General features: G+C 34.7%; 15 protein-coding genes. 7 read left to right on the plus strand and 8 right to left on the minus strand.

Translation table 11 applies throughout. The features are described 5' to 3' along the window. Nucleotides 1–83: 83 nt before the first annotated feature. Complete coding sequence (gene porQ, locus MKS83_RS02620; protein WP_240581849.1) at nt 84–1,076, minus strand: type IX secretion system protein PorQ; 993 nt, start codon at nt 1,074–1,076, stop codon at nt 84–86. 166 nt (nt 1,077–1,242) lie between these two features. Between porQ and pyrH the strand changes: the two genes are divergently transcribed. Together pyrH and frr are read left to right on the plus strand one after the other, a co-directional pair. After that, on the plus strand, nt 1,243–1,950 hold the full coding sequence (gene pyrH / locus MKS83_RS02625; protein WP_100375591.1) for a UMP kinase: 708 nt from the start codon (nt 1,243–1,245) through the stop codon (nt 1,948–1,950). 136 nt (nt 1,951–2,086) lie between these two features. Next, a complete protein-coding gene (gene frr / locus MKS83_RS02630; RefSeq protein WP_100375592.1) occupies nt 2,087–2,641 on the plus strand; it encodes a ribosome recycling factor in 555 nt (184 codons plus the stop codon). 56 nt (nt 2,642–2,697) lie between these two features. Here frr and MKS83_RS02635 read toward each other — a convergent pair whose 3' ends face one another. After that, on the minus strand, nt 2,698–3,792 hold the full coding sequence (locus MKS83_RS02635; RefSeq protein ID WP_240581850.1) for a DUF695 domain-containing protein: 1,095 nt from the start codon (nt 3,790–3,792) through the stop codon (nt 2,698–2,700). A 135-nt stretch (nt 3,793–3,927) separates the two neighbouring features. Then, entirely contained in the window at nt 3,928–4,677 is a 750-nt protein-coding gene (locus MKS83_RS02640) for an NUDIX hydrolase (protein ID WP_240581851.1), read from the minus strand. Nucleotides 4,678–4,876: 199 nt separating this feature from the next. Between MKS83_RS02640 and MKS83_RS02645 the strand changes: the two genes are divergently transcribed. After that, a complete protein-coding gene (locus tag MKS83_RS02645) occupies nt 4,877–6,298 on the plus strand; it encodes a sugar MFS transporter (RefSeq protein ID WP_228424222.1) in 1,422 nt (473 codons plus the stop codon). A gap of 66 nt (nt 6,299–6,364) precedes the next feature. Here the strand turns inward: MKS83_RS02645 and MKS83_RS02650 are convergent, their stop codons facing one another. From MKS83_RS02650 to MKS83_RS02665, 4 genes are all read right to left on the minus strand, one after another. Continuing rightward, the gene (locus tag MKS83_RS02650; RefSeq protein ID WP_240581852.1) at nt 6,365–6,913 is read right to left on the minus strand and encodes a hypothetical protein; all 549 of its coding nucleotides are present in this window, start codon (nt 6,911–6,913) and stop codon (nt 6,365–6,367) included. Between the two features lie 80 nt (nt 6,914–6,993). Then, nucleotides 6,994–8,448 (minus strand): LptF/LptG family permease, encoded by a 1,455-nt coding sequence (locus MKS83_RS02655; RefSeq protein WP_240581853.1) that lies wholly within the window; start codon nt 8,446–8,448, stop codon nt 6,994–6,996. Between the two features lie 68 nt (nt 8,449–8,516). Further along, a complete protein-coding gene (locus tag MKS83_RS02660; protein WP_100375598.1) occupies nt 8,517–9,164 on the minus strand; it encodes a LolA family protein in 648 nt (215 codons plus the stop codon). Nucleotides 9,165–9,225: 61 nt separating this feature from the next. Next, nucleotides 9,226–11,751: an FtsK/SpoIIIE family DNA translocase gene (locus tag MKS83_RS02665; RefSeq protein WP_240581854.1), complete on the minus strand. Its 2,526-nt coding sequence runs from the start codon at nt 11,749–11,751 to the stop codon at nt 9,226–9,228. A 344-nt stretch (nt 11,752–12,095) separates the two neighbouring features. Here MKS83_RS02665 and ccsA point away from each other — a divergent pair, with 344 nt between their 5' ends. From ccsA to MKS83_RS02680, 3 genes are all read left to right on the plus strand, one after another. Continuing rightward, nucleotides 12,096–15,341, plus strand: coding sequence for a cytochrome c biogenesis protein CcsA (gene ccsA / locus MKS83_RS02670; protein ID WP_240581855.1), 3,246 nt, complete (start codon nt 12,096–12,098; stop codon nt 15,339–15,341). A 154-nt stretch (nt 15,342–15,495) separates the two neighbouring features. Then, nucleotides 15,496–16,362, plus strand: coding sequence for an SPFH domain-containing protein (locus MKS83_RS02675; protein WP_100375601.1), 867 nt, complete (start codon nt 15,496–15,498; stop codon nt 16,360–16,362). A 53-nt stretch (nt 16,363–16,415) separates the two neighbouring features. After that, nucleotides 16,416–16,604, plus strand: a complete 189-nt coding sequence (locus MKS83_RS02680; RefSeq protein WP_100375602.1) for an Arc family DNA binding domain-containing protein — start codon at nt 16,416–16,418, stop codon at nt 16,602–16,604. Nucleotides 16,605–16,750: 146 nt separating this feature from the next. Here MKS83_RS02680 and MKS83_RS02685 read toward each other — a convergent pair whose 3' ends face one another. Further along, nucleotides 16,751–16,948: a hypothetical protein gene (locus MKS83_RS02685; RefSeq protein ID WP_100375603.1), complete on the minus strand. Its 198-nt coding sequence runs from the start codon at nt 16,946–16,948 to the stop codon at nt 16,751–16,753. A 137-nt stretch (nt 16,949–17,085) separates the two neighbouring features. Between MKS83_RS02685 and MKS83_RS02690 the strand changes: the two genes are divergently transcribed. Then, a complete protein-coding gene (locus MKS83_RS02690; RefSeq protein WP_240581856.1) occupies nt 17,086–18,636 on the plus strand; it encodes an aldehyde dehydrogenase family protein in 1,551 nt (516 codons plus the stop codon). The last annotated feature ends 33 nt before the right edge of the window (nt 18,637–18,669 follow it).

Raw genomic sequence — 18,669 nt, forward strand, 5'->3', positions numbered from 1 at the left:
AAGAAATTTTCTTAAAAAAGGAAGAAACCTTAAGAAATTTCTTAAGGTTTTATATTATTTAACGTTATAGTCTTTAGTTTGGATTAGTATCCGGCATGGCTTGTAAGGTCTACAGAAATTCCTATCTGATTGACATTAGATGAGTTGTGGTATCTCACATGAGCGTAATCAATCCTGAATCTTGAAAGCTTAATTCCGAAACCACCTGAAAGACCGGAAAAGTTTCTCTGATCAGCAACGGCCAATTCGTTCCCTCTTTTTACATTATATCCTAATCTTATATTGAAGCTTTTTTCCGGGAAAAGTTCAGCTCCGATAGAAAAGTGATCGGCAATCTTTCTTCCGATATTTACTTCCTGGCCGTCTACATTATATTGAGAAGAGATATCAAACTGCTGGATGTCATGAGCCGTAATCGTAACTGCTAAAGGAATCGTTTTTAAAATCCTTGTATATCCTAAATCTATTCTGAAAGGGAGATTTTCTCTTGTTCCATTAAATGATTTGAACTGATATCCGAAATTTCTCGCCACCGCAGATACGGTTTCTTTGCTTTTTTTATTGTGATACGTAATTCCTGCCGTTCCTGAAATGGCAGAAGAGGTATAATTATCAATTTTTGAAGTGATAAAATTTAGCCCACCTCCAATCGTCCAGTCTTCTTCAAACTGATAAGCATATCCTGCTCCAATTGCTATATCTGAAGCTGAAAACTCACCATTTTCAAAACCGCTTTCATCTGTTCTGGGAATATTGCCATAACTCATATAACGGGCATTGATAGTAGCCATATGACCATTCTCAAAATCTTTGGCGTAGGCAATGGTTCCATATTTTGAATCAGCAAGATAAGCTGCTCCGTTCACGGAAAGTTGTTGATCTGAATCTTTATTGAGTAATGCCGGATTTGCTATTGCAAAGGAAACATCATAATCTCTTATCGTAATTGCATCTCCTCCCAAAGCTGCTTGTCTGGCAGATACAGGAATATTTAAGAATGGATAAACATTTGTTCCTGTTTGTGCATAAGAAACAATTCCTGACAGAAATAATGAAAAAATGATAATTTTCTTCAATTCAATTTATAATTAATGCAAAAATAATTCTTTTTCGTACGTATCAAAATATTTAGAACATTATTTACACCTAAATATTTTTCTTTTTGCAATATTTTTAATGATTATATTTGCACCATCAAATTTAAAAGAATTTGGTTCTAAAATAAACTCTTAAAAATAAAAGATGAAATATAAAAGAATCCTTCTAAAACTTAGCGGTGAAGCCTTAATGGGAAACAGACAATACGGTATTGATAATGAAAGGCTGCAGGAGTATGCTTCGGAGATCAAAAAAGTGGTGGATAAAGGGTGTGAAATCGCTATCGTAATTGGAGGAGGAAATATTTTCCGTGGAGTAGCCGGAGCTGCGAAAGGAATGGATAGAGTACAGGGCGACTATATGGGAATGTTGGCAACTGTAATCAACGGAATGGCTCTACAAGGTGCATTGGAGGATGCAGGAATTAAAACAAGACTTCAGTCTGCTATAGAAATGGATAAAGTAGCTGAACCTTTCATCAAAAGAAGAGCGGTAAGACATCTTGAAAAAGGCAGAGTAGTTATTTTTGGGGCGGGAACAGGTAACCCATATTTTACTACTGACACGGCAGCCACTTTAAGAGCTATCGAAATTGGTGCTGATGTAATTTTAAAAGGAACAAGAGTGGACGGAATTTACGACAGCGATCCTGAAAAAAATGAAAACGCCGTAAAATATAATTCATTATCTTTCGACGAAGTTTATGCTAAGAATCTTAAAGTAATGGACATGACTGCATTTACTTTAAGCCACGAAAATAAATTGCCAATTATCGTATTCGATATGAATAAAGATGGTAATTTAGAAAGAATTGTTGATGGAGAGAATGTTGGTACTTTAGTGGATTTGTAAATAAAGAGCCAGGTAAAAAGTAGAAAAGGCCAAGTAGAATAGAGGTTATAAGGTTTGTAAGTAACTAAACTTTTTACTTATTTCTTTTAACTTAAACCTCATTATAATGTGTAATTTATCAAATTTTTATTATATAATGGAAGAATTAGATCTTATATTAGAATCTGTAAAACAGGACATGGATGCAGCAGTAAAGCATTTGGATCATGCGTTTCAAAGAATTAGAGCAGGACGTGCTTCTACAACTATGGTTCAGGATGTAATGGTAGAATATTACGGAGCAATGACTCCTATCAACCAGGTTGCAAACGTTTCTATTCCGGATGCGATGACAATTTCTATTCAACCTTGGGATGCAAAGGCAATTAATGATATTGAAAAAGCTATCATCAATTCAAATTTAGGTTTTGCACCTTCCAATAACGGAATCAATATTATCCTTAATGTACCACCTTTAACAGAGGAAAGAAGAAGAGATTTGGCAAAACAGGCTAAAAGTGAAGCTGAACAAACTAAAATTGTGATAAGAAATGCAAGACAGGACGGTTTAAAGGAACTTAAAAAGCTTGATGGTGTTTCTGAAGATGTTGTAAAAGGAGTGGAAGCAGAAATTCAGGTGCTTACCGACAAATATGTTAAACTTTGTGATGAACATTTGAAAGTAAAAGAAGCAGACATCATGAAAGTATAACTTTTATGAAACATATAAAACAAAAAGAGGTTTTCAATTGAAAACCTCTTTTTGTTTTAGCTATATTTAAACCTGTCGAAAGTCTGCCAGTATTTATCTTTATAAATGTGATATTCAATGTTTAATTGATCTGAATATTTGGTTATCATTTCGTGGGTAATCCTGGATGAATCTCTAAATTCTCTGCACGCAAAGAAAATTTCTCTGAGATTATCTGCAGTTTCTCTGCCTATATTTAAATAGCCTTCAGTATCGATAAGAACATTATTCAGCTCTTCTTCAAAAGCATTCATTGCATGCATATCTTCTGGATTTGGCAACCCGTTATTCTCTTTTCCTTCATAACGGATTTCGATCTTTAAAACCCAGGGATGTGAGGCTTTGTGATTCCATTCCAGAACAGTGGTATTGGCAATCGCAAAATAAGGTTTTCCATTACTGAGAGCTGCTTCAAAACTTCCCCAACTATCTTTTTGAGCAGAATACCTCTTATGTTGGTATTTTTGTTCGAATTCACTTTCTCTCCATACAAGATAATCTTTCAGCTTGGCAATAGGAATAAGCTCTTCATTCTCCTGATCATTTCCTTTTATCTGTAAATGATCAATCATGGTTGCGGAAGATAATTCGCCCAAAAGATTATTAAGATAGATATAAACCCCGTTTATAATTATATTTTTTTCTGCCTCGTTGAATTTATCGTATACTATCGTAAGATCTATTTCGTCGGGATAATTATCATCCTGAGTTGCATAAAAAAACAGATTCTCTGTGGTAAAAGTATGATTTTCCATTTTTATCTGGAACTTGGAAATATCAACCTCAGGTTTTAGAGCGGTAAATTTCCAATTGGCAATATCAGGAGCCGATTTTATCAGATCTTCTACAAACACGATATTTTTAATATTTGTATCGGCAGTTAAAATCAGTTCTACAGTTTGGCCGTCATACATTCCTGTAAGAAAATAAATACCGTCTTTAATCTGATTTAATTTCGACATCATGGTATCGAAAAAAACTTCTTCCAGCTTTTCTCCGTCGTGTACTGCTTTCCAGAATGTTTTATGGTGAGCCAAAAACCAATCCCAAAAATCTTCATGGGTAACAATGTTTTCGTACTTAGAAGGGAACATTCTACGTAAAAATTTCATCTATTTGTGTTTCAATTTGTATTACTACAAATTTAAGAAAGAACTTTCTAAAAATGCTCCATTACATTAAATTTTTAATTGTTTTTTAATGTTTTACCGCTTAAATTTTAGTTTATTCCCAAATATAAGTTCTGTTTACCAGCTATTAAGTCCGTTTTCTAAGGCTTTTTTATAATTTTCTGCATCAAAACTATACAAATCCGGAGATTTATAAGCTCCTCCACGACGCTGTTCATCCAGTTTTCTCAGGATGCCTAGATTTTTAATTTTTCGGTAGAAATTTCCCCTGTTCAGTTCTTTTCCTAAGATAGCTTCATATAATTTTTGCAGTTCAGGCAAAGTAAATTTTTCGGGTAGAAGATTATATCCGATAGGCTTAATAGAGATTTTTTCCCTTAAAGTAAGTAAAGCCTTTTCAATAATTTCACGATGATCCATTGCCAATTCTATCCCGGGAAGCTCACTTAGATAAATCCATTCACAGGTTTCACTCATTTCATCAGCTACAGGATGAAGCTCAGTAGCATTATAAAGCGCATAAAAGCCAATGGTAATGAATCTCTGCTTTTGAAACAATGTTTCATCAAAATCTTCAAAATAAAATTCGCTTCGGTTTTTTTTTCCAAAAACACCAAATTCTTCAAGATAAGATACCGTTACCCCAGCTCTTTCTTTCAAAAGTCTTACAATTCCTTCATCCAAATCTTCATCTTTACGAATATAACCTCCGGGAAGCATCCACTGCTTTCTGTAGTTCATTTTAAGAAGCAGAACTTTCAGTTCATTATTATCGAACCCGAAGATCACGGGATCTGTCGATAAATGGGGCAGGAATATTTCTTTTGCTTCTGAAGACTTATCTAAAAATTGTTGTTTAGAGTCCATACTAAAATACTGGTATAATCTGAAGCACAAAGTTAAGATTTAATTTCCGAGATCATTCTAATTCTACTTCATAGTTTAGTGAAATTTATTTTTTTCTCACGAATTACATAAACATTTAATAAAAAGTTTAGGATTTAAAAGCATAAAATCAAATAAAAAGGCACTACCTTTAGCCTCTTTTTATTTTAAATGAATGATTATGACGAATGAAGTAAAAACCAAAAGCAGGAATTACACTGTTCCTCTTATTACCATTACACTTTTATTTTTTATGTGGGGTTTCATTACTTGTATGAATGACATCCTGATTCCTTATCTGAAACAGCTTTTCAAACTGACTTTTTTTGAATCTATGTTGGTACAGTTTTGTTTCTTCGGAGCTTATTTTATAGGCTCATTAATTTATTTCCTGATCTCCACCTCGAGCGGAGATCCCATCAATAAAGTAGGATATAAAAAAGGAATTCTTTTTGGTATTTTCCTGGCGGCTTTAGGATGTATTTTATTTTATCCGGCAGCTACTTTTTCTTCTTACGGATTGTTTTTAGGAGCATTGTTCGTATTAGGATTAGGATTCACCGTTTTGCAGATTACGGCAAACGCCTACGTTTCTCTTTTAGGTTCAGAAGAATCTGCATCCAGCAGACTGAATATGACACAGGCTTTCAATGCATTCGGTACCACTATTGCCCCTGTTTTGGGAGGACATTTGATTTTTGAATTTTTCTCAGCTGCAGACGGATCTTTCAGTGCGGTTGCAACGAGAATTCCCTATTTAATTTTTGCAGCAATTTTACTTTTGGTGGCTTTATTGATTTCAAGAGTGAAGCTTCCATCTTTTCAGACTTCAGAGGAAGAAATTGAAAAAGGTTTTGGAGCTTTCCAGTTCACTCACCTGAAATTCGGAGTGTTTGCCATGTTTTGTTATGTTGGTGGGGAAGTTGCCGTAGGAAGTTTTATTATCAGCTTTTTGGAACAGCCTCAGGTGATGAATCTTAATGAGGTGGTAAGTAAAAACTATCTTTCCCTTTATTGGGGTGGAGCAATGATCGGTCGATTCTTAGGAGCAATCTCTTTGAATCAATCCATTAGTCAGGCAAAGAAAGCAATTTACATGTTGGCAGCAGCCACGTTGGTTTTCCTTGTTATTTTCAGTATTGTAAATTTAACGTTTGCACAAATAAGTTTCTTTTTAGTATTCATCGTTCTTAATTTTATTGCTTTCTTTATTGGAAAAGCAGCACCGGCAAGAACGCTATCGATCTTTGCAGCCATTAATGTAATCCTGCTAATTTCTGCAATGGTAAATCACGGAGAAATGGCAATGTACAGCATTTTAGGAATTGGTATTTTCAACTCTATTATGTTTTCGAATATCTATACACTGGCAATTTCAGGATTAGGAAAATATACCAGTCAGGGTTCTTCGCTAGTCGTGATGGCAATTTTAGGCGGAGCGATTGTTCCTATTTTCCAGGGATATCTTGCTGATCATTTTGGAGTACAGCACTCTTTTATCATTCCTGTATTCTGTTATCTGGTGATTTTAATCTTTGGTGCGTACTGTACTAAATATTTAAGTCATGTTCAACATGATGCAGATGCAAAATCCGGACATTAAAATTTACTTTATAAATAAAAAACCTGCTTTTAAGCAGGTTTTTTATTTATATCTGATTTGCTATAATCAAATTCGTTTGGTAGCTTTTAATTTAGAATAAAAGAATCCTGTCAACCTTCGAATTGCATAAAAAATAATAATTCCTAATAGGAAACCTGCAATACTACCACTAAGAGTTCCCACAAAAATTGATGTCTGTAAAGGCCAATAATGGACAATTTTATTATAAATAATAAAACTTCCAATTCCTAAAATAGCACAGTCAATAGTAGATCCACCAATAATGAGGATTCTAAACCCTTTCAGAAATGATTTATTATAAAGTCCAACTAATATGGAACTGGAGACTAATCCTATTGCTATGATCCCAAACAATAACAAAAACAGCAATACAGCGATTACAATTCCGATTCCAACACAAATCAGAATGAAAATAAACATAAGAACCATAAAGATAAATAACCCCGGAGCTCCGTCATAATTTTCATCATATGTTTCATCAACACAATACAGGTTTTTAAAATCAAAAATTAGGGAATGTTCTTGTTGAGCAAAAACATATATAGAAGTAAAAAATAAAACGATAAAAAGTAAAACTTTACCTGTGTAATTCATCTGCTGGTTTTAGTTTTTACAAATCTAAAATATATTCAATTGTTCACAAACAAAAAATCCGGGAAAACCCGGATTTTAAACTATTGATATCTTTTGTGTTCTTTACTTTTTGAGAATCTTTTCGTAATAGGTTTCAGAAGAGATTTATATTTTTCAGCATCAAAAAGCTGGGAATCGGTAAGCGCTTTATAAGTCATCCAGACTCCAAAAGGAAACAATACCATATTGGGAAGCCAGGAAGCCAGATAAGGATTCATTTTTCCTGCCCAGGCTAAGTTTTCCATTCCAACATTAATGATATAGAAAATGATAAAAATAACAATGGCTATAATTACCGGTAATCCCATTCCACCTTTTCTGATAATAGAGCCTAAACTTGCTCCAATCAAAAAGAATATGACACACGTAAAAGAGTAGGTTACAATTCTCTGCTGATACATAACTACTTTACTAAAGTACTTGATACTCGGGTTTATTTCACTGTTTTTAGTTTCCAAAGTAGCTTTTAAGTTATCCATTCTGTTATAAGCATTAGAAATCATTTCCAGCTTTTTCTCACTTTTTACAGTATCCAGTTTGATCTGTTGTTTTGCGGCCACCTTAGACTTGCTTTTATCCATATAGGTAACCATAGAATTCACCTGATTCAGAACATCTCCATTCACCGTATTAAAATAAGACGAATTATCTTTTTTACTTTTCTGAATTGTTTTATTAAGCTCACTGTAGGTCTGAAAACGGTAGTCATCCGTGATCTGTTCTTCCTCAATCGCTTTATTAATAAGCTCACTGACATCAAAATGAGAAACCAAAGTATCAAACTTAATAACCTGATCCGGCTGTTTAAGTCTTACATTTTCTCCTTTACCGGCAAAATTATCTTCAGTTACATAACCATCATACAACTCAAGCTTCAGAAAGTTTTTATTGGCAGGAGTAACAAATTTTCCTTTTTTAGCAACAATTGTCTGTTGATTTTCGAAAGTACTTGCCTTTCTGTGAACAAAAACGCCCTCTATATCTTTTCCGTCTTCTCCGTAAATTTTATCGAACTTCACCATGTATCCCGGAAGCTGATCAATAAATTGACCGGGAGTGAAATTCAGTGCCGGCTTAGTCTGGGCAATATTGAAAAGCATATTTTTTGCCTTTCTCTGAAAATCGGGGATAATATCATTGGAAAAAAAATAGAGCATGATTGCGAGTACCGTAGCAACCCCTAAAAGCGGTGTCATTACTCTGGTTAACGAAATTCCTGCTGCTTTCATCGCTGCAAGCTCATAACGTTCTCCAAATTCTCCAAAAGACATGATACTCGCCAAAAGTATGGTAAGCGGTAATACCATACTGATAACACTTACTCCAAGATAAAACAGAAGCTTAACAATTTGAAAAGTTGTAAGCCCTTTTCCCATAAACTGCCCCAATTGTACCCAGATGATATTGACAATGAATATGAAAAACAATACACTGAAAATAAAGAAAAAGGGACCAAAAAAGGTTTTTATGATATAGCGGTCTAATATTTTAAACATTTGCCAAAATTAAAAAAAAAGCCACAAAGTTGTTCTTTGCGACTTTATATATTTTCTATATATTAAGATTATAATTCTGTGATGATATAATTTTTGAACTTATTTTTATCAAAAACAAACATGTTAGGATCCAGAGTTTGATTTTCTTTATATTCTTTGATCGAAATAATGGCAATATCTTTATTGTTTCCGTGCTGTTCTAATTTTAACATCTGTTTCTTAGCAGAATTTACGAAAATGTAAACCGCTTCCAGTCCATTGTTCTTTACAGGAGTCAGTTTTATAAAATCAGCACTTACTCCGTCTACAGTTTTTTTCCCATTATAGGTTACATTATAATCCTTTCTGTACGTGGTCAGATAATTAATAGGGGAGAACATAGCACTGCTACCATTAGGCTTAGCAATAGTAACCTCCATATCTTCTGTATTGATATTGTAGATCTTATTTCCGTCGAAAATCTGTTCCGTTTCCATGATTTTCAATTTATATTTATCTCCGGCCACATAATAGATTCCCGGTTCTGTTTTGGAAATCTGTCCATTTACTCCGCTACCAAAAGAGAATTTGAAATAAGAATTTTTCTTAGAATTATAATTCGCAGTAACATCATCGAGTATTTTTTTAGCCTTTGCATCAATTTTTTGCGCACTTGCCAATCCTACTGTTCCCACAACTAAACCACTCAGTATAATTTTTGAAATAATATTTTTCATTTTTTTTATTTAATAATATAGATATTTTAGACTTATAAAGGTTAAACAATTATTTTTCCCCTTACTTACGCAGGTCTTCCAAAAACTGTTCCAAAGAATGAAGATCACCGATGATTACTTCTCTTGCTTTGGCCCCATTAAACCCTCCAACAATACCGCTTGCCTCCAATTGGTCCATAATTCTCCCAGCTCTGTTATATCCTAATTTTAACTGCCTTTGGAGCATAGAAGTAGAACCTTGTTGCGTAGAAACGATAATTCTTGCAGCCTCTTCAAATAAAGCATCTTTTTCGTTCGGATCAAAAGCTCCGACTGTACTTGTTGAATCTTCAGAAACATATTCAGGAAGCATAAGCGCAGAAGCATAGCCTTTTTGTTCTCCAATAAATTCTGCCAGTCTTTCCACTTCAGGAGTATCTACAAAAGCACACTGAAGTCTTAAAATTTCATTTCCGTTAAAATAAAGCATATCTCCTTTACCAATCAGCTGGTCTGCACCCGGAGAATCCAGAATCGTTCTGGAATCTACACTCGAAATTACCCTGAATGCTGCTCTTGCAGGGAAGTTAGCTTTAATCATCCCTGTAATAACGTTTACAGAAGGTCTTTGTGTAGCAACAATTAAGTGAATACCAACCGCTCTTGCAAGCTGTGCCAATCTCGCAATCGGCAATTCCACTTCTTTTCCGGCAGTCATAATCAAATCAGCAAACTCATCTACTACCAAAACAATATACGGTAAATATCGGTGTCCGTTTTCCGGATTAAGCTTTCTTTCAGAGAATTTCTTATTATATTCTTTTAAGTTTTTACAGAACGCATTTTTAAGAAGATCATATCTGGTATCCATCTCTATACAAAGAGAATTCAAGGTATTAATTACCTTATTGGTATCTGTAATGATAGCTTCTTCTGCATCCGGAAGTTTAGCTAAATAATGTCTTTCAATTTTTGAATATAAAGAAAGTTCTACTTTTTTAGGATCTACCATGACGAATTTCAATTCGCTTGGATGCTTTTTGTAGAGTAGGGAAGTCAAAATAGCGTTGATCCCTACCGATTTTCCCTGACCTGTTGCACCCGCCATTAGCAAGTGGGGCATTTTAGATAAATCGGCCATGAAAATTTCATTAGAAATCGTTTTCCCAAAAACCACAGGAAGATCCATATCCGTATTCTGGAATTTCTGGGAAGCAATCACCGAACGCATGGAAACCATCGTAGGATTTTTTCTAGGAACTTCAATTCCAATCGTTCCTTTCCCCGGCATCGGAGCTATAATTCTGATTCCTAAAGCAGATAAGTTCAATGCAATATCATCCTGAAGTTTTTTAATAGCCGCAACTCTGATCCCTGCTTCAGGTACAATTTCGTATAAAGTAACTGTAGGGCCAATCGTAGCTTTAATTTCAGCAATTCCTACATTAAAGTTTTTAAGAAGGCCTACAATTTTATTTTTGTTTTCTTCTAATTCTTCCTTATTGATAGAAATCTCCTCATTTCCGTAATCCTTTAAAAGATCTACAGGTGGCATCTGGAAATTAACAAGATCCAGTTTATGATCATATAGCCCATGTTTTTCTACAAGTTCCTGCGACTTTTTATCCGACTCGTCCAATACATCAATAACCGGAGCAACTTCTACATTAAATTTAATGTTCTCATGACTTTGAGCTAAAGGTTTTGAAGGAGTAATATCAAAAGCTTCCGACGGACTTGCAACAGGAGTTGAAGGCTTTGTATTAAGATTTAAATTGATAGACTGAGCAATTTCTTTATCATTTTCAAATGAAGTTTTATTGGGAGTAGAAATCGTTTCAATAACAGGAGAAGAAGGGATTTCTGTAAAATCTTTTGCCAGATCTACAGGTTCTTCAGGAAGTTTCGGACTTACCATTTCAGTAACGGTGATCGTATTATTTTCTTCAATTTCATCCTCCAATTCCTCATCCGCTTCAAAGTTATCATCAGAACTTGGCATCATAGATTTTACTCTTCCGATAGTATTTTCATTAATTTCATCCAATTTCGCTTTTACAGCACTCGGACGCAGATTGAATTCCAAAATAAAATATAAAGCAATACTTGCCGCCAGTACCAACCACATTCCAACATCTCCAATAAGGGCATTCAAAGAATCCATGATCTGATATCCATAAACTCCGCTTAATACTCCTCCCTGATGTTTTGTAAATGCAGCGCCAAAGAAAATAGGAAGCCAGCAAATGAAAAACAAAGAATGTCCAATTGTTTTCCAAGGCTTGAAATAATTCTTTTTCAAAATAAGAGTTCCAAAAACAAATACCAGAAATGCGATGATAAAAGAAGCAATCCCGATACTTTCAAAAATAAAAATATTGCCTAGCCAATCTCCAACTTTTCCAAAAAGATTAGATGATTTTATGGTTTTATCAAGCATGGTTCCTGCCTGACTCTGGTCTGATTTCCAATTCATCAGATAGGAGATGAACGAAAACGTAAGGATAATGGAGAAAAGTATAAATACAAGCCCGAAGAATATACGCGGCTTCGATAATATTTTGCCTTTATCAGGCGATTCCTGTGTTTTTGTTTGCGTCTTATTCATAATATCAATGTGGGCAAATTTAATGTTTTTTAGACATTAAAAGATAATTTTGATTTCTAAATTTTAGATTCTAATTTAATAGTATTTTATTAAAAAGATGTGCTTTTTTAATTGAAATTTGAATAGTTTTTATTCTTAGACATATAGACAGTTACAATAAGTCTCATAGCTTTTATTAATTACTATCAATAGGATATTAATATTTAAATTTTTCTCAATGTTTTTCATATTATTAAGAATGAGTCAAAATAATGTTTTAAGGGCTTTGAACTGACAAATGACAGTTTTTTTTATCAACCTTTTCATTAATCATCCTTATTTTTGCATGTCAAGTATATAACATCATGAAGAAGATCCAGGATATTCTTATTTCAACCAGGACAATGGCTGTATTGCTGCTGGTTTATGCATTTGCCATGGCTTATGCAACGTTCTTAGAAAACGACTATGGAACACCTACAGCAAAAGCACTCATCTACGAAGCAAAATGGTTTGAATTCATCATGCTTCTGCTTATTTTAAACTTCATCGGAAATATCGGAAGATACAGACTTTGGAAAAAAGAGAAATGGCCGGTACTGGTTTTTCACTTAGCCTTCATCTTTATTTTTATCGGAGGGGCTATCACAAGATACATCAGTTTTGAAGGAACAATGCACATCAGAGAAGGAGAAACTTCCAACGAAATTGTGACCGACAAAAACTTCCTTAAAATTCAGATTGAAGAAAAAGGTGACGTTCTTAATTATCAGGATATTCCTTATTTAATGTCTCCTCTGCACAAAGATCTTGAAGCTACTTATGACTTTCACGGAAAAGAAGTGAAAGTGATCGCAAAAAAGTATGTTCAGAGAAAGAAAGACAGTTTATTGGCTGATGCAAATGGAGCAGAATATCTACATTTGGTTTCAACAGGGAACACCGGAAGACAAAATATCTACATCAAACCGGGAGAAACAAAATCAATCAACGGAACATTGGTAACTTTCAACAGACCTATTGAAGGAGCGGTTGAATTTAAAAATGAAAATGGACAATTATTCATTAAAACTCCTGTAGATGCAGCATATATGACCATGGCGACTAAAGCTACAGGAAATACTGTAAAAGATCAGTTTCAGCCTCTTGCTTTAAGAAGCTTATACACCATCAATGAATTAAAATTAGTTGTTCCTGAAGGATTGAAGAAAGGAACACTAATGGCTATTGAAGGAGACAGAAAAAAGGACCAGAATGTTCCGGATATGCTTACCGTTGAACTTCAGGGCCCTAAAACAAAACAATTAGTAGATTTATCTGTTGAAAAAGGAAATCCAAATGCTTACAAACAGGTGACAATGGATGGATTAAACATCATGGTTGGATTCGGACCAAAGATCTACAATACACCTTTTGCACTGAAATTAGATGATTTCGTAATGGAAACTTACCCTGGAAGTTCATCTCCAAGTGCATATGAAAGTCATGTAAAAATCATTGATGAAGGGAAAGAAACTCCTTATAAAATATATATGAACCACGTTCTTAACCATAAAGGTTACCGTTTTTTCCAGTCAAGTTTCGATCCGGACAGAATGGGAACTGTACTTTCTGTAAACCACGATTATTGGGGAACTCTGATCTCTTATATCGGTTATGCTTTATTATTTGGAGGTATGTTCTTTATTTTCTTCTGGAAAGGAACCCATTTCTGGAAACTTAATAAGATGCTGAAGGATGTTAATAAGAAAAGAACTGCAGCGGTATTGTTGTTATTTTTAAGCTTAGGTTTCAATGCTCAGAAAATTGAAACTCACGGTACAACAGACGGAAGCAGAGAACATATGCACGTAGAAGGAGAAAATCATAATCACACTCCTACATCTGAAGCGGTTCAGCCACAAGGTGCACAGCCATTCAAAAAAATGAAAATGGTTTCTGCAGACGAGATCATTGCAAGAAATAAGATCAGTAAAGAACACGCAGATAAATTCGGCTATCTTTTGGTTCAGAATATTGAGGGAAGAATTGTTCCTATCAATACTGAAGCCTTAGATGTTTTAAGAAAATTATACAAAAAAGATGAGTTCAAAGGAACTGACGGAAAATATCTGACGGCTAATCAATGGTTTTTATCCGTCAATACGGATACACCAAGCTGGACCATGGTTCCAATGATTAAAATCGGGCCAAAAGGAGGTGACGAATTAATGAAAAAAACAAAAGCCAATGAAGACGGCTATACTTCATTAATGAATCTTTTCCCTGCGGATGCTAATGGAAATTTAACATATATCCTTGAGCATGATTACAACACAGCTTTCCGTAAAAAACCGGCAGAACAGACCAATTATGACAAAGAAGTAATTGCTGTAAACGAAAGAGTTCAGATTTTTAATGAATTCTTTAGCGGTCAGTTTATGAGAATTGTTCCTGTGAAAAATGATGCAAACCACACCTGGCATTCTTGGCTTGACCAGAAATTTGAACCGGATATGGAATCTCAGCAAGTGATGGGACCCTATTTTGCAGAAGTATTGCAAGCTCAGCAATCAGGAAACTGGAGCAAAGCAGATAAAGAGTTGGCAAAGCTTTCAGACTATCAGCAGAAATGGGGGAAAGCTGTAGTTCCTGCAAAATCTAAAGTAGATCTTGAAGTTTTCATGAATGAAGTGAATCTTAACTTCAAATTACTAATTTTCTATACTATAATTGGTGGATTACTATTAATCTTAGGTTTTGTAGAATTATTCAAACCTAAAAAAGTTTTAAATAAAATCATCAAAGCAATCATTGCTCTTGGAATTATCGGCTACGTTTTCCATTTCTTAGGATTGGTGGCAAGATGGTATATTTCTGGACACGCACCTTGGAGCAACGGTTATGAAGCCATTATCTTTATTTCTTGGGTAGGTATTACCGCAGGTTTATTGCTTTACAGAAACTCAAATGCATTAATTCCTGCAGCAGGATTTATGGTTGCGGTTATTATGATGGGATTTGCTCACGGAGGTTCAGCGCTTGATCCGCAGATCACTCCGCTTGTCCCTGTATTGAAATCATATTGGTTAATTGTTCACGTAGCAATCATTACATCAAGTTATGGTTTCTTTGCTTTATCAATGATCATAGCGGTACTCAGTTTAGTATTCTATATTATTTCCAATAAAGAGACCTACAAAATTCACCACGACACCACATTGAAGGAATTGGCAATTGTGTCTGAAATGTCTTTAACAATAGGTTTGTTTGCTTTAACGGTAGGTAACTTCTTAGGAGGAATCTGGGCAAACGAATCCTGGGGAAGATACTGGAGCTGGGATCCAAAAGAAACATGGGCATTTATTTCAATCATGGTATATGCTTTTGTATTACACATGAGATTAGTTCCGGGATTAAGAAGCAGATGGGCTATTCACGTGGCAACAATGTTTGCCTTCTGTTCAATGGTAATGACGTATTTTGGAGTTAATTATTACCTAAGCGGACTTCACTCTTATGCAGCTGGAGATCCAGTTCCGGTTCCGGCTTGGGTATATATAGGATTAGCAACAATGTTAGCCTTATCTATTGCTTCTTACTTTAAATTTAAAGCATTAACTAAAAAATAATTCTTAAAATCATCAATAAAAAATCCCGGGAAGTTGTCCTGGGATTTTTTTTGCCGGTGAGCTATGCAAATAAAAATTCAAGGAATATAAAAATTATTCAAAAATTAATAATACCTTTATGATATCAAAATAATATCAAATTAAAATTTACACCATGGAAAAAGTTTTAAAACCAATGTCCGGCTATTTAGCTTTAGTAATATGCTTAATACTTTTCGTAGCCGCTATTTATCTTTTCATAACAGGAGTTGACAGGAACATTACTTTCGTTGTCCTTTCTGTCCTTTGTTTTCTTGCATTTTGTTTCTTCATGAAAGGATTGATGATTATCCAGCCTAACCACTCAAGAGTATTGAACTTTTTTGGAAAATATGTAGGAACTGTAAAAGAAAACGGGTTATTTTTCATCAACCCATTATATTCCTCTCAAAGAATCAGCTTACGTTCGGAGAACCTTCAGGGGCAAACTTTAAAGGTGAACGACAAAATGGGAAACCCGATTGAAATTGCCGTTGTTATCGTGTGGAAAGTAGGAGATACTTACAAAGCTGCTTTTGATGTAGAACGGTATTCGGATTTTGTAAAAATGCAGAGTGAAGCTGCTGTACGTCATTTGGCGATGAGCTTTCCTTATGACAATCTGGAAGACGATCATGCTCCAATTACCTTAAGAGAAGGAGGAGATAAGATCAATTCAATCCTGGAGCAGGAACTTACAGACCGACTTTCAAAAGCAGGAATCGTCATTCAGGAAGCCAGAATTTCGCACCTTGCCTATGCATCAGAAATTGCGGGAGCTATGCTTCAGAGACAACAAGCAACAGCCATTGTAGCAGCAAGAACTAAGATTGTGGAAGGAGCAGTTGGAATGGTAGATTTGGCTTTAAAAAAACTATCCGAAGAAAATATTGTAGAGCTGGATGACGAAAGAAAAGCTGCCATGGTAAGCAATTTAATGGTTGTTTTATGTGGTGAGAAAGCGGCTACACCTATCTTAAATGCAGGAACTTTGTATAATTGATCTGTCGTTTCAACAAAAATCTGCATTAAGCCAAGAATTAGAAAATTAAAAAAATGAAATCAGATAAAACTCAAGCTTCTTCCGAAAACAAAAGCAAAAAATCTTTTGTGATCAGGATAGATGAGTCTACTTACAAACTTCTGGAAAAATGGGCCAATGATGAATTCAGAAGTGTAAATGGACAGATTGAGTACTTGCTTCATCAAAACTTAATCAACTCCGGAAGAAAGAAAAAAGAATAAATTTTATTTAGACACTGACATTTCGACGAAGGAGAAATCCATTGAATCTTGAAAATTCTTCACTCAGAATGGCAGAAATTAAAAATGTTTAATAAAGAAAAAGCAGAGAAAATTCTCTGCTTTTTACATTCCATATATCAATTAAATTAATCAAAAATTGTCGTAAAATAATTACTGATTACTGTCCAGAAATTTTTACCCAGAAAATAAATAAGGGTAGAAGTAATGATTCCCTTCACCGTAAAGAATATAATACCTCCGATTCCAAACTTCTTCACAAGACTTTTCCATTTGGAATTTTTCTTTACTTCTTCAGATTCTTTTACATCTTTATTATTTTCCATTTCTGAAACTCAAATATTTACCTTACAAAGATAATCACGTTTATAATTAGTCCAAATAAAAAATAAGTTAAAAAAAATTAAATTTTGAGGTTCGTATAATATTTTTATCTTTAGAGAAAACGAAAAGTAAAATTTTTATGTCTAAAAAAATAAAGGATTTCGGAATCGAAAAAACACTGAAAAACTTAGGAATTAAAGAGGAAAACAAAGGAACTTCGGTAGGCGGAAAATATTTCGCATCAGGAAAAACAATAGAAAGTTTTTCACCTGTAGATGGTAATTTGATTGCCAAAATCAAAACTTCCGGAGAATCAGATTATGATAAGGTAATTGAAACGGCAGAAAAAGCATTTAAAGAATTCAGGTTGATTCCGGCTCCTAAGAGAGGGGAAATTGTAAGACAACTGGGACAAAAACTAAGACAATATAAAGACGATCTTGGAAAATTGGTTTCTTATGAAATGGGTAAATCGCTGCAGGAAGGCTTAGGAGAAGTTCAGGAAATGATCGATATCTGTGACTTTGCAGTGGGAGTTTCCAGACAGCTTCACGGTTATACGATGCATTCGGAAAGACCGGGACACAGAATGTACGAACAATATCATCCGCTTGGAATTGTAGGAATTATCACAGCATTCAACTTTCCGGTAGCAGTTTGGTCATGGAATACGGCTTTAGCATGGATTTGTGGTAATGTTACCATCTGGAAACCTTCAGAAAAAACGCCGCTTTGCGCCATTGCCTGTCAGAATATAATGAATGAAGTTCTAAAAGAAAACAACCTTCCGGAAGGAATTTCAAGTGTATTGGTTGCTGATCATGAAATCGGGCAGAAGCTGGTTGATGATAAAAGAATATCTTTAATTTCTTTCACGGGTTCTACAAGAGTAGGAAGAATGGTTTCTACCAATGTTGCACAGAGATTCGGAAAATCGATCCTGGAATTGGGAGGAAACAACGCGATTATTATCTCTAAAGATGCAGATATTGATATGTCGATCATCGGAGCAGTTTTCGGAGCAGTGGGAACCGCGGGACAAAGATGTACTTCCACGAGAAGACTGATCATTCACGAAAGTGTTTATGATGAAGTGAAAAACAGACTGGTAAAAGCTTACGAACAATTAAAGATCGGGAATCCTTTGGATGAAACCAATCACGTGGGACCGCTTATCGATACAGATGCAGTAAATATGTATCAGGAAGCCATTAAAAAAGGTAAAAAAGAAGGCGCAAAATTCATCGTTGAAGGTGAAGTTTTAAAAGGAAAAGGATATGAGTCCGGTTGCTATGTAAAACCTTGCATCGCTGAAGTGAAAAACTCTTACGAAATTGTTCAGCACGAGACTTTCGCACCGATTTTATATTTAATTAAATATAAAACACTGGAAGAGGCGATTGCCATTCAAAATGATGTTCCTCAGGGATTGTCATCTGCAATCATGACGCAGAACTTAAGAGAAGCAGAATTATTCCTTTCTCATGCAGGTTCAGACTGTGGAATTGCCAACGTAAACATCGGAACATCCGGAGCAGAAATCGGAGGAGCTTTCGGCGGTGAAAAAGAAACAGGAGGCGGTAGAGAATCGGGTTCAGACGTTTGGAAATACTATATGAGAAGACAAACCAACACTATTAATTATACAACGCAACTTCCTTTAGCACAAGGAATTAAATTTGATTTATAAAAAATTAATTTAACCATTCAAGTTATTTACAGA

Source organism: Chryseobacterium sp. Y16C (assembly GCF_022488405.1).
In the GTDB taxonomy this organism is placed as follows: domain Bacteria; phylum Bacteroidota; class Bacteroidia; order Flavobacteriales; family Weeksellaceae; genus Chryseobacterium; species Chryseobacterium geocarposphaerae.

What these genes read in the sequence shown, in the direction of transcription:
- pyrH (WP_100375591.1), top strand. Translation starts at nt 1,243, where the DNA reads ATGAAATATAAAAGAATCCTTCTAAAACTTAGCGGTGAAGCCTTAATG.
- frr (WP_100375592.1), top strand. Translation starts at nt 2,087, where the DNA reads ATGGAAGAATTAGATCTTATATTAGAATCTGTAAAACAGGACATGGAT.
- MKS83_RS02635 (WP_240581850.1), bottom strand. Translation starts at nt 3,792, where the DNA reads ATGAAATTTTTACGTAGAATGTTCCCTTCTAAGTACGAAAACATTGTT.
- MKS83_RS02640 (WP_240581851.1), bottom strand. Translation starts at nt 4,677, where the DNA reads ATGGACTCTAAACAACAATTTTTAGATAAGTCTTCAGAAGCAAAAGAA.
- MKS83_RS02645 (WP_228424222.1), top strand. Translation starts at nt 4,877, where the DNA reads ATGACGAATGAAGTAAAAACCAAAAGCAGGAATTACACTGTTCCTCTT.
- MKS83_RS02650 (WP_240581852.1), bottom strand. Translation starts at nt 6,913, where the DNA reads ATGAATTACACAGGTAAAGTTTTACTTTTTATCGTTTTATTTTTTACT.
- MKS83_RS02655 (WP_240581853.1), bottom strand. Translation starts at nt 8,448, where the DNA reads ATGTTTAAAATATTAGACCGCTATATCATAAAAACCTTTTTTGGTCCC.
- MKS83_RS02660 (WP_100375598.1), bottom strand. Translation starts at nt 9,164, where the DNA reads ATGAAAAATATTATTTCAAAAATTATACTGAGTGGTTTAGTTGTGGGA.
- MKS83_RS02665 (WP_240581854.1), bottom strand. Translation starts at nt 11,751, where the DNA reads ATGAATAAGACGCAAACAAAAACACAGGAATCGCCTGATAAAGGCAAA.
- ccsA (WP_240581855.1), top strand. Translation starts at nt 12,096, where the DNA reads ATGAAGAAGATCCAGGATATTCTTATTTCAACCAGGACAATGGCTGTA.
- MKS83_RS02675 (WP_100375601.1), top strand. Translation starts at nt 15,496, where the DNA reads ATGGAAAAAGTTTTAAAACCAATGTCCGGCTATTTAGCTTTAGTAATA.
- MKS83_RS02680 (WP_100375602.1), top strand. Translation starts at nt 16,416, where the DNA reads ATGAAATCAGATAAAACTCAAGCTTCTTCCGAAAACAAAAGCAAAAAA.
- MKS83_RS02685 (WP_100375603.1), bottom strand. Translation starts at nt 16,948, where the DNA reads ATGGAAAATAATAAAGATGTAAAAGAATCTGAAGAAGTAAAGAAAAAT.
- MKS83_RS02690 (WP_240581856.1), top strand. Translation starts at nt 17,086, where the DNA reads ATGTCTAAAAAAATAAAGGATTTCGGAATCGAAAAAACACTGAAAAAC.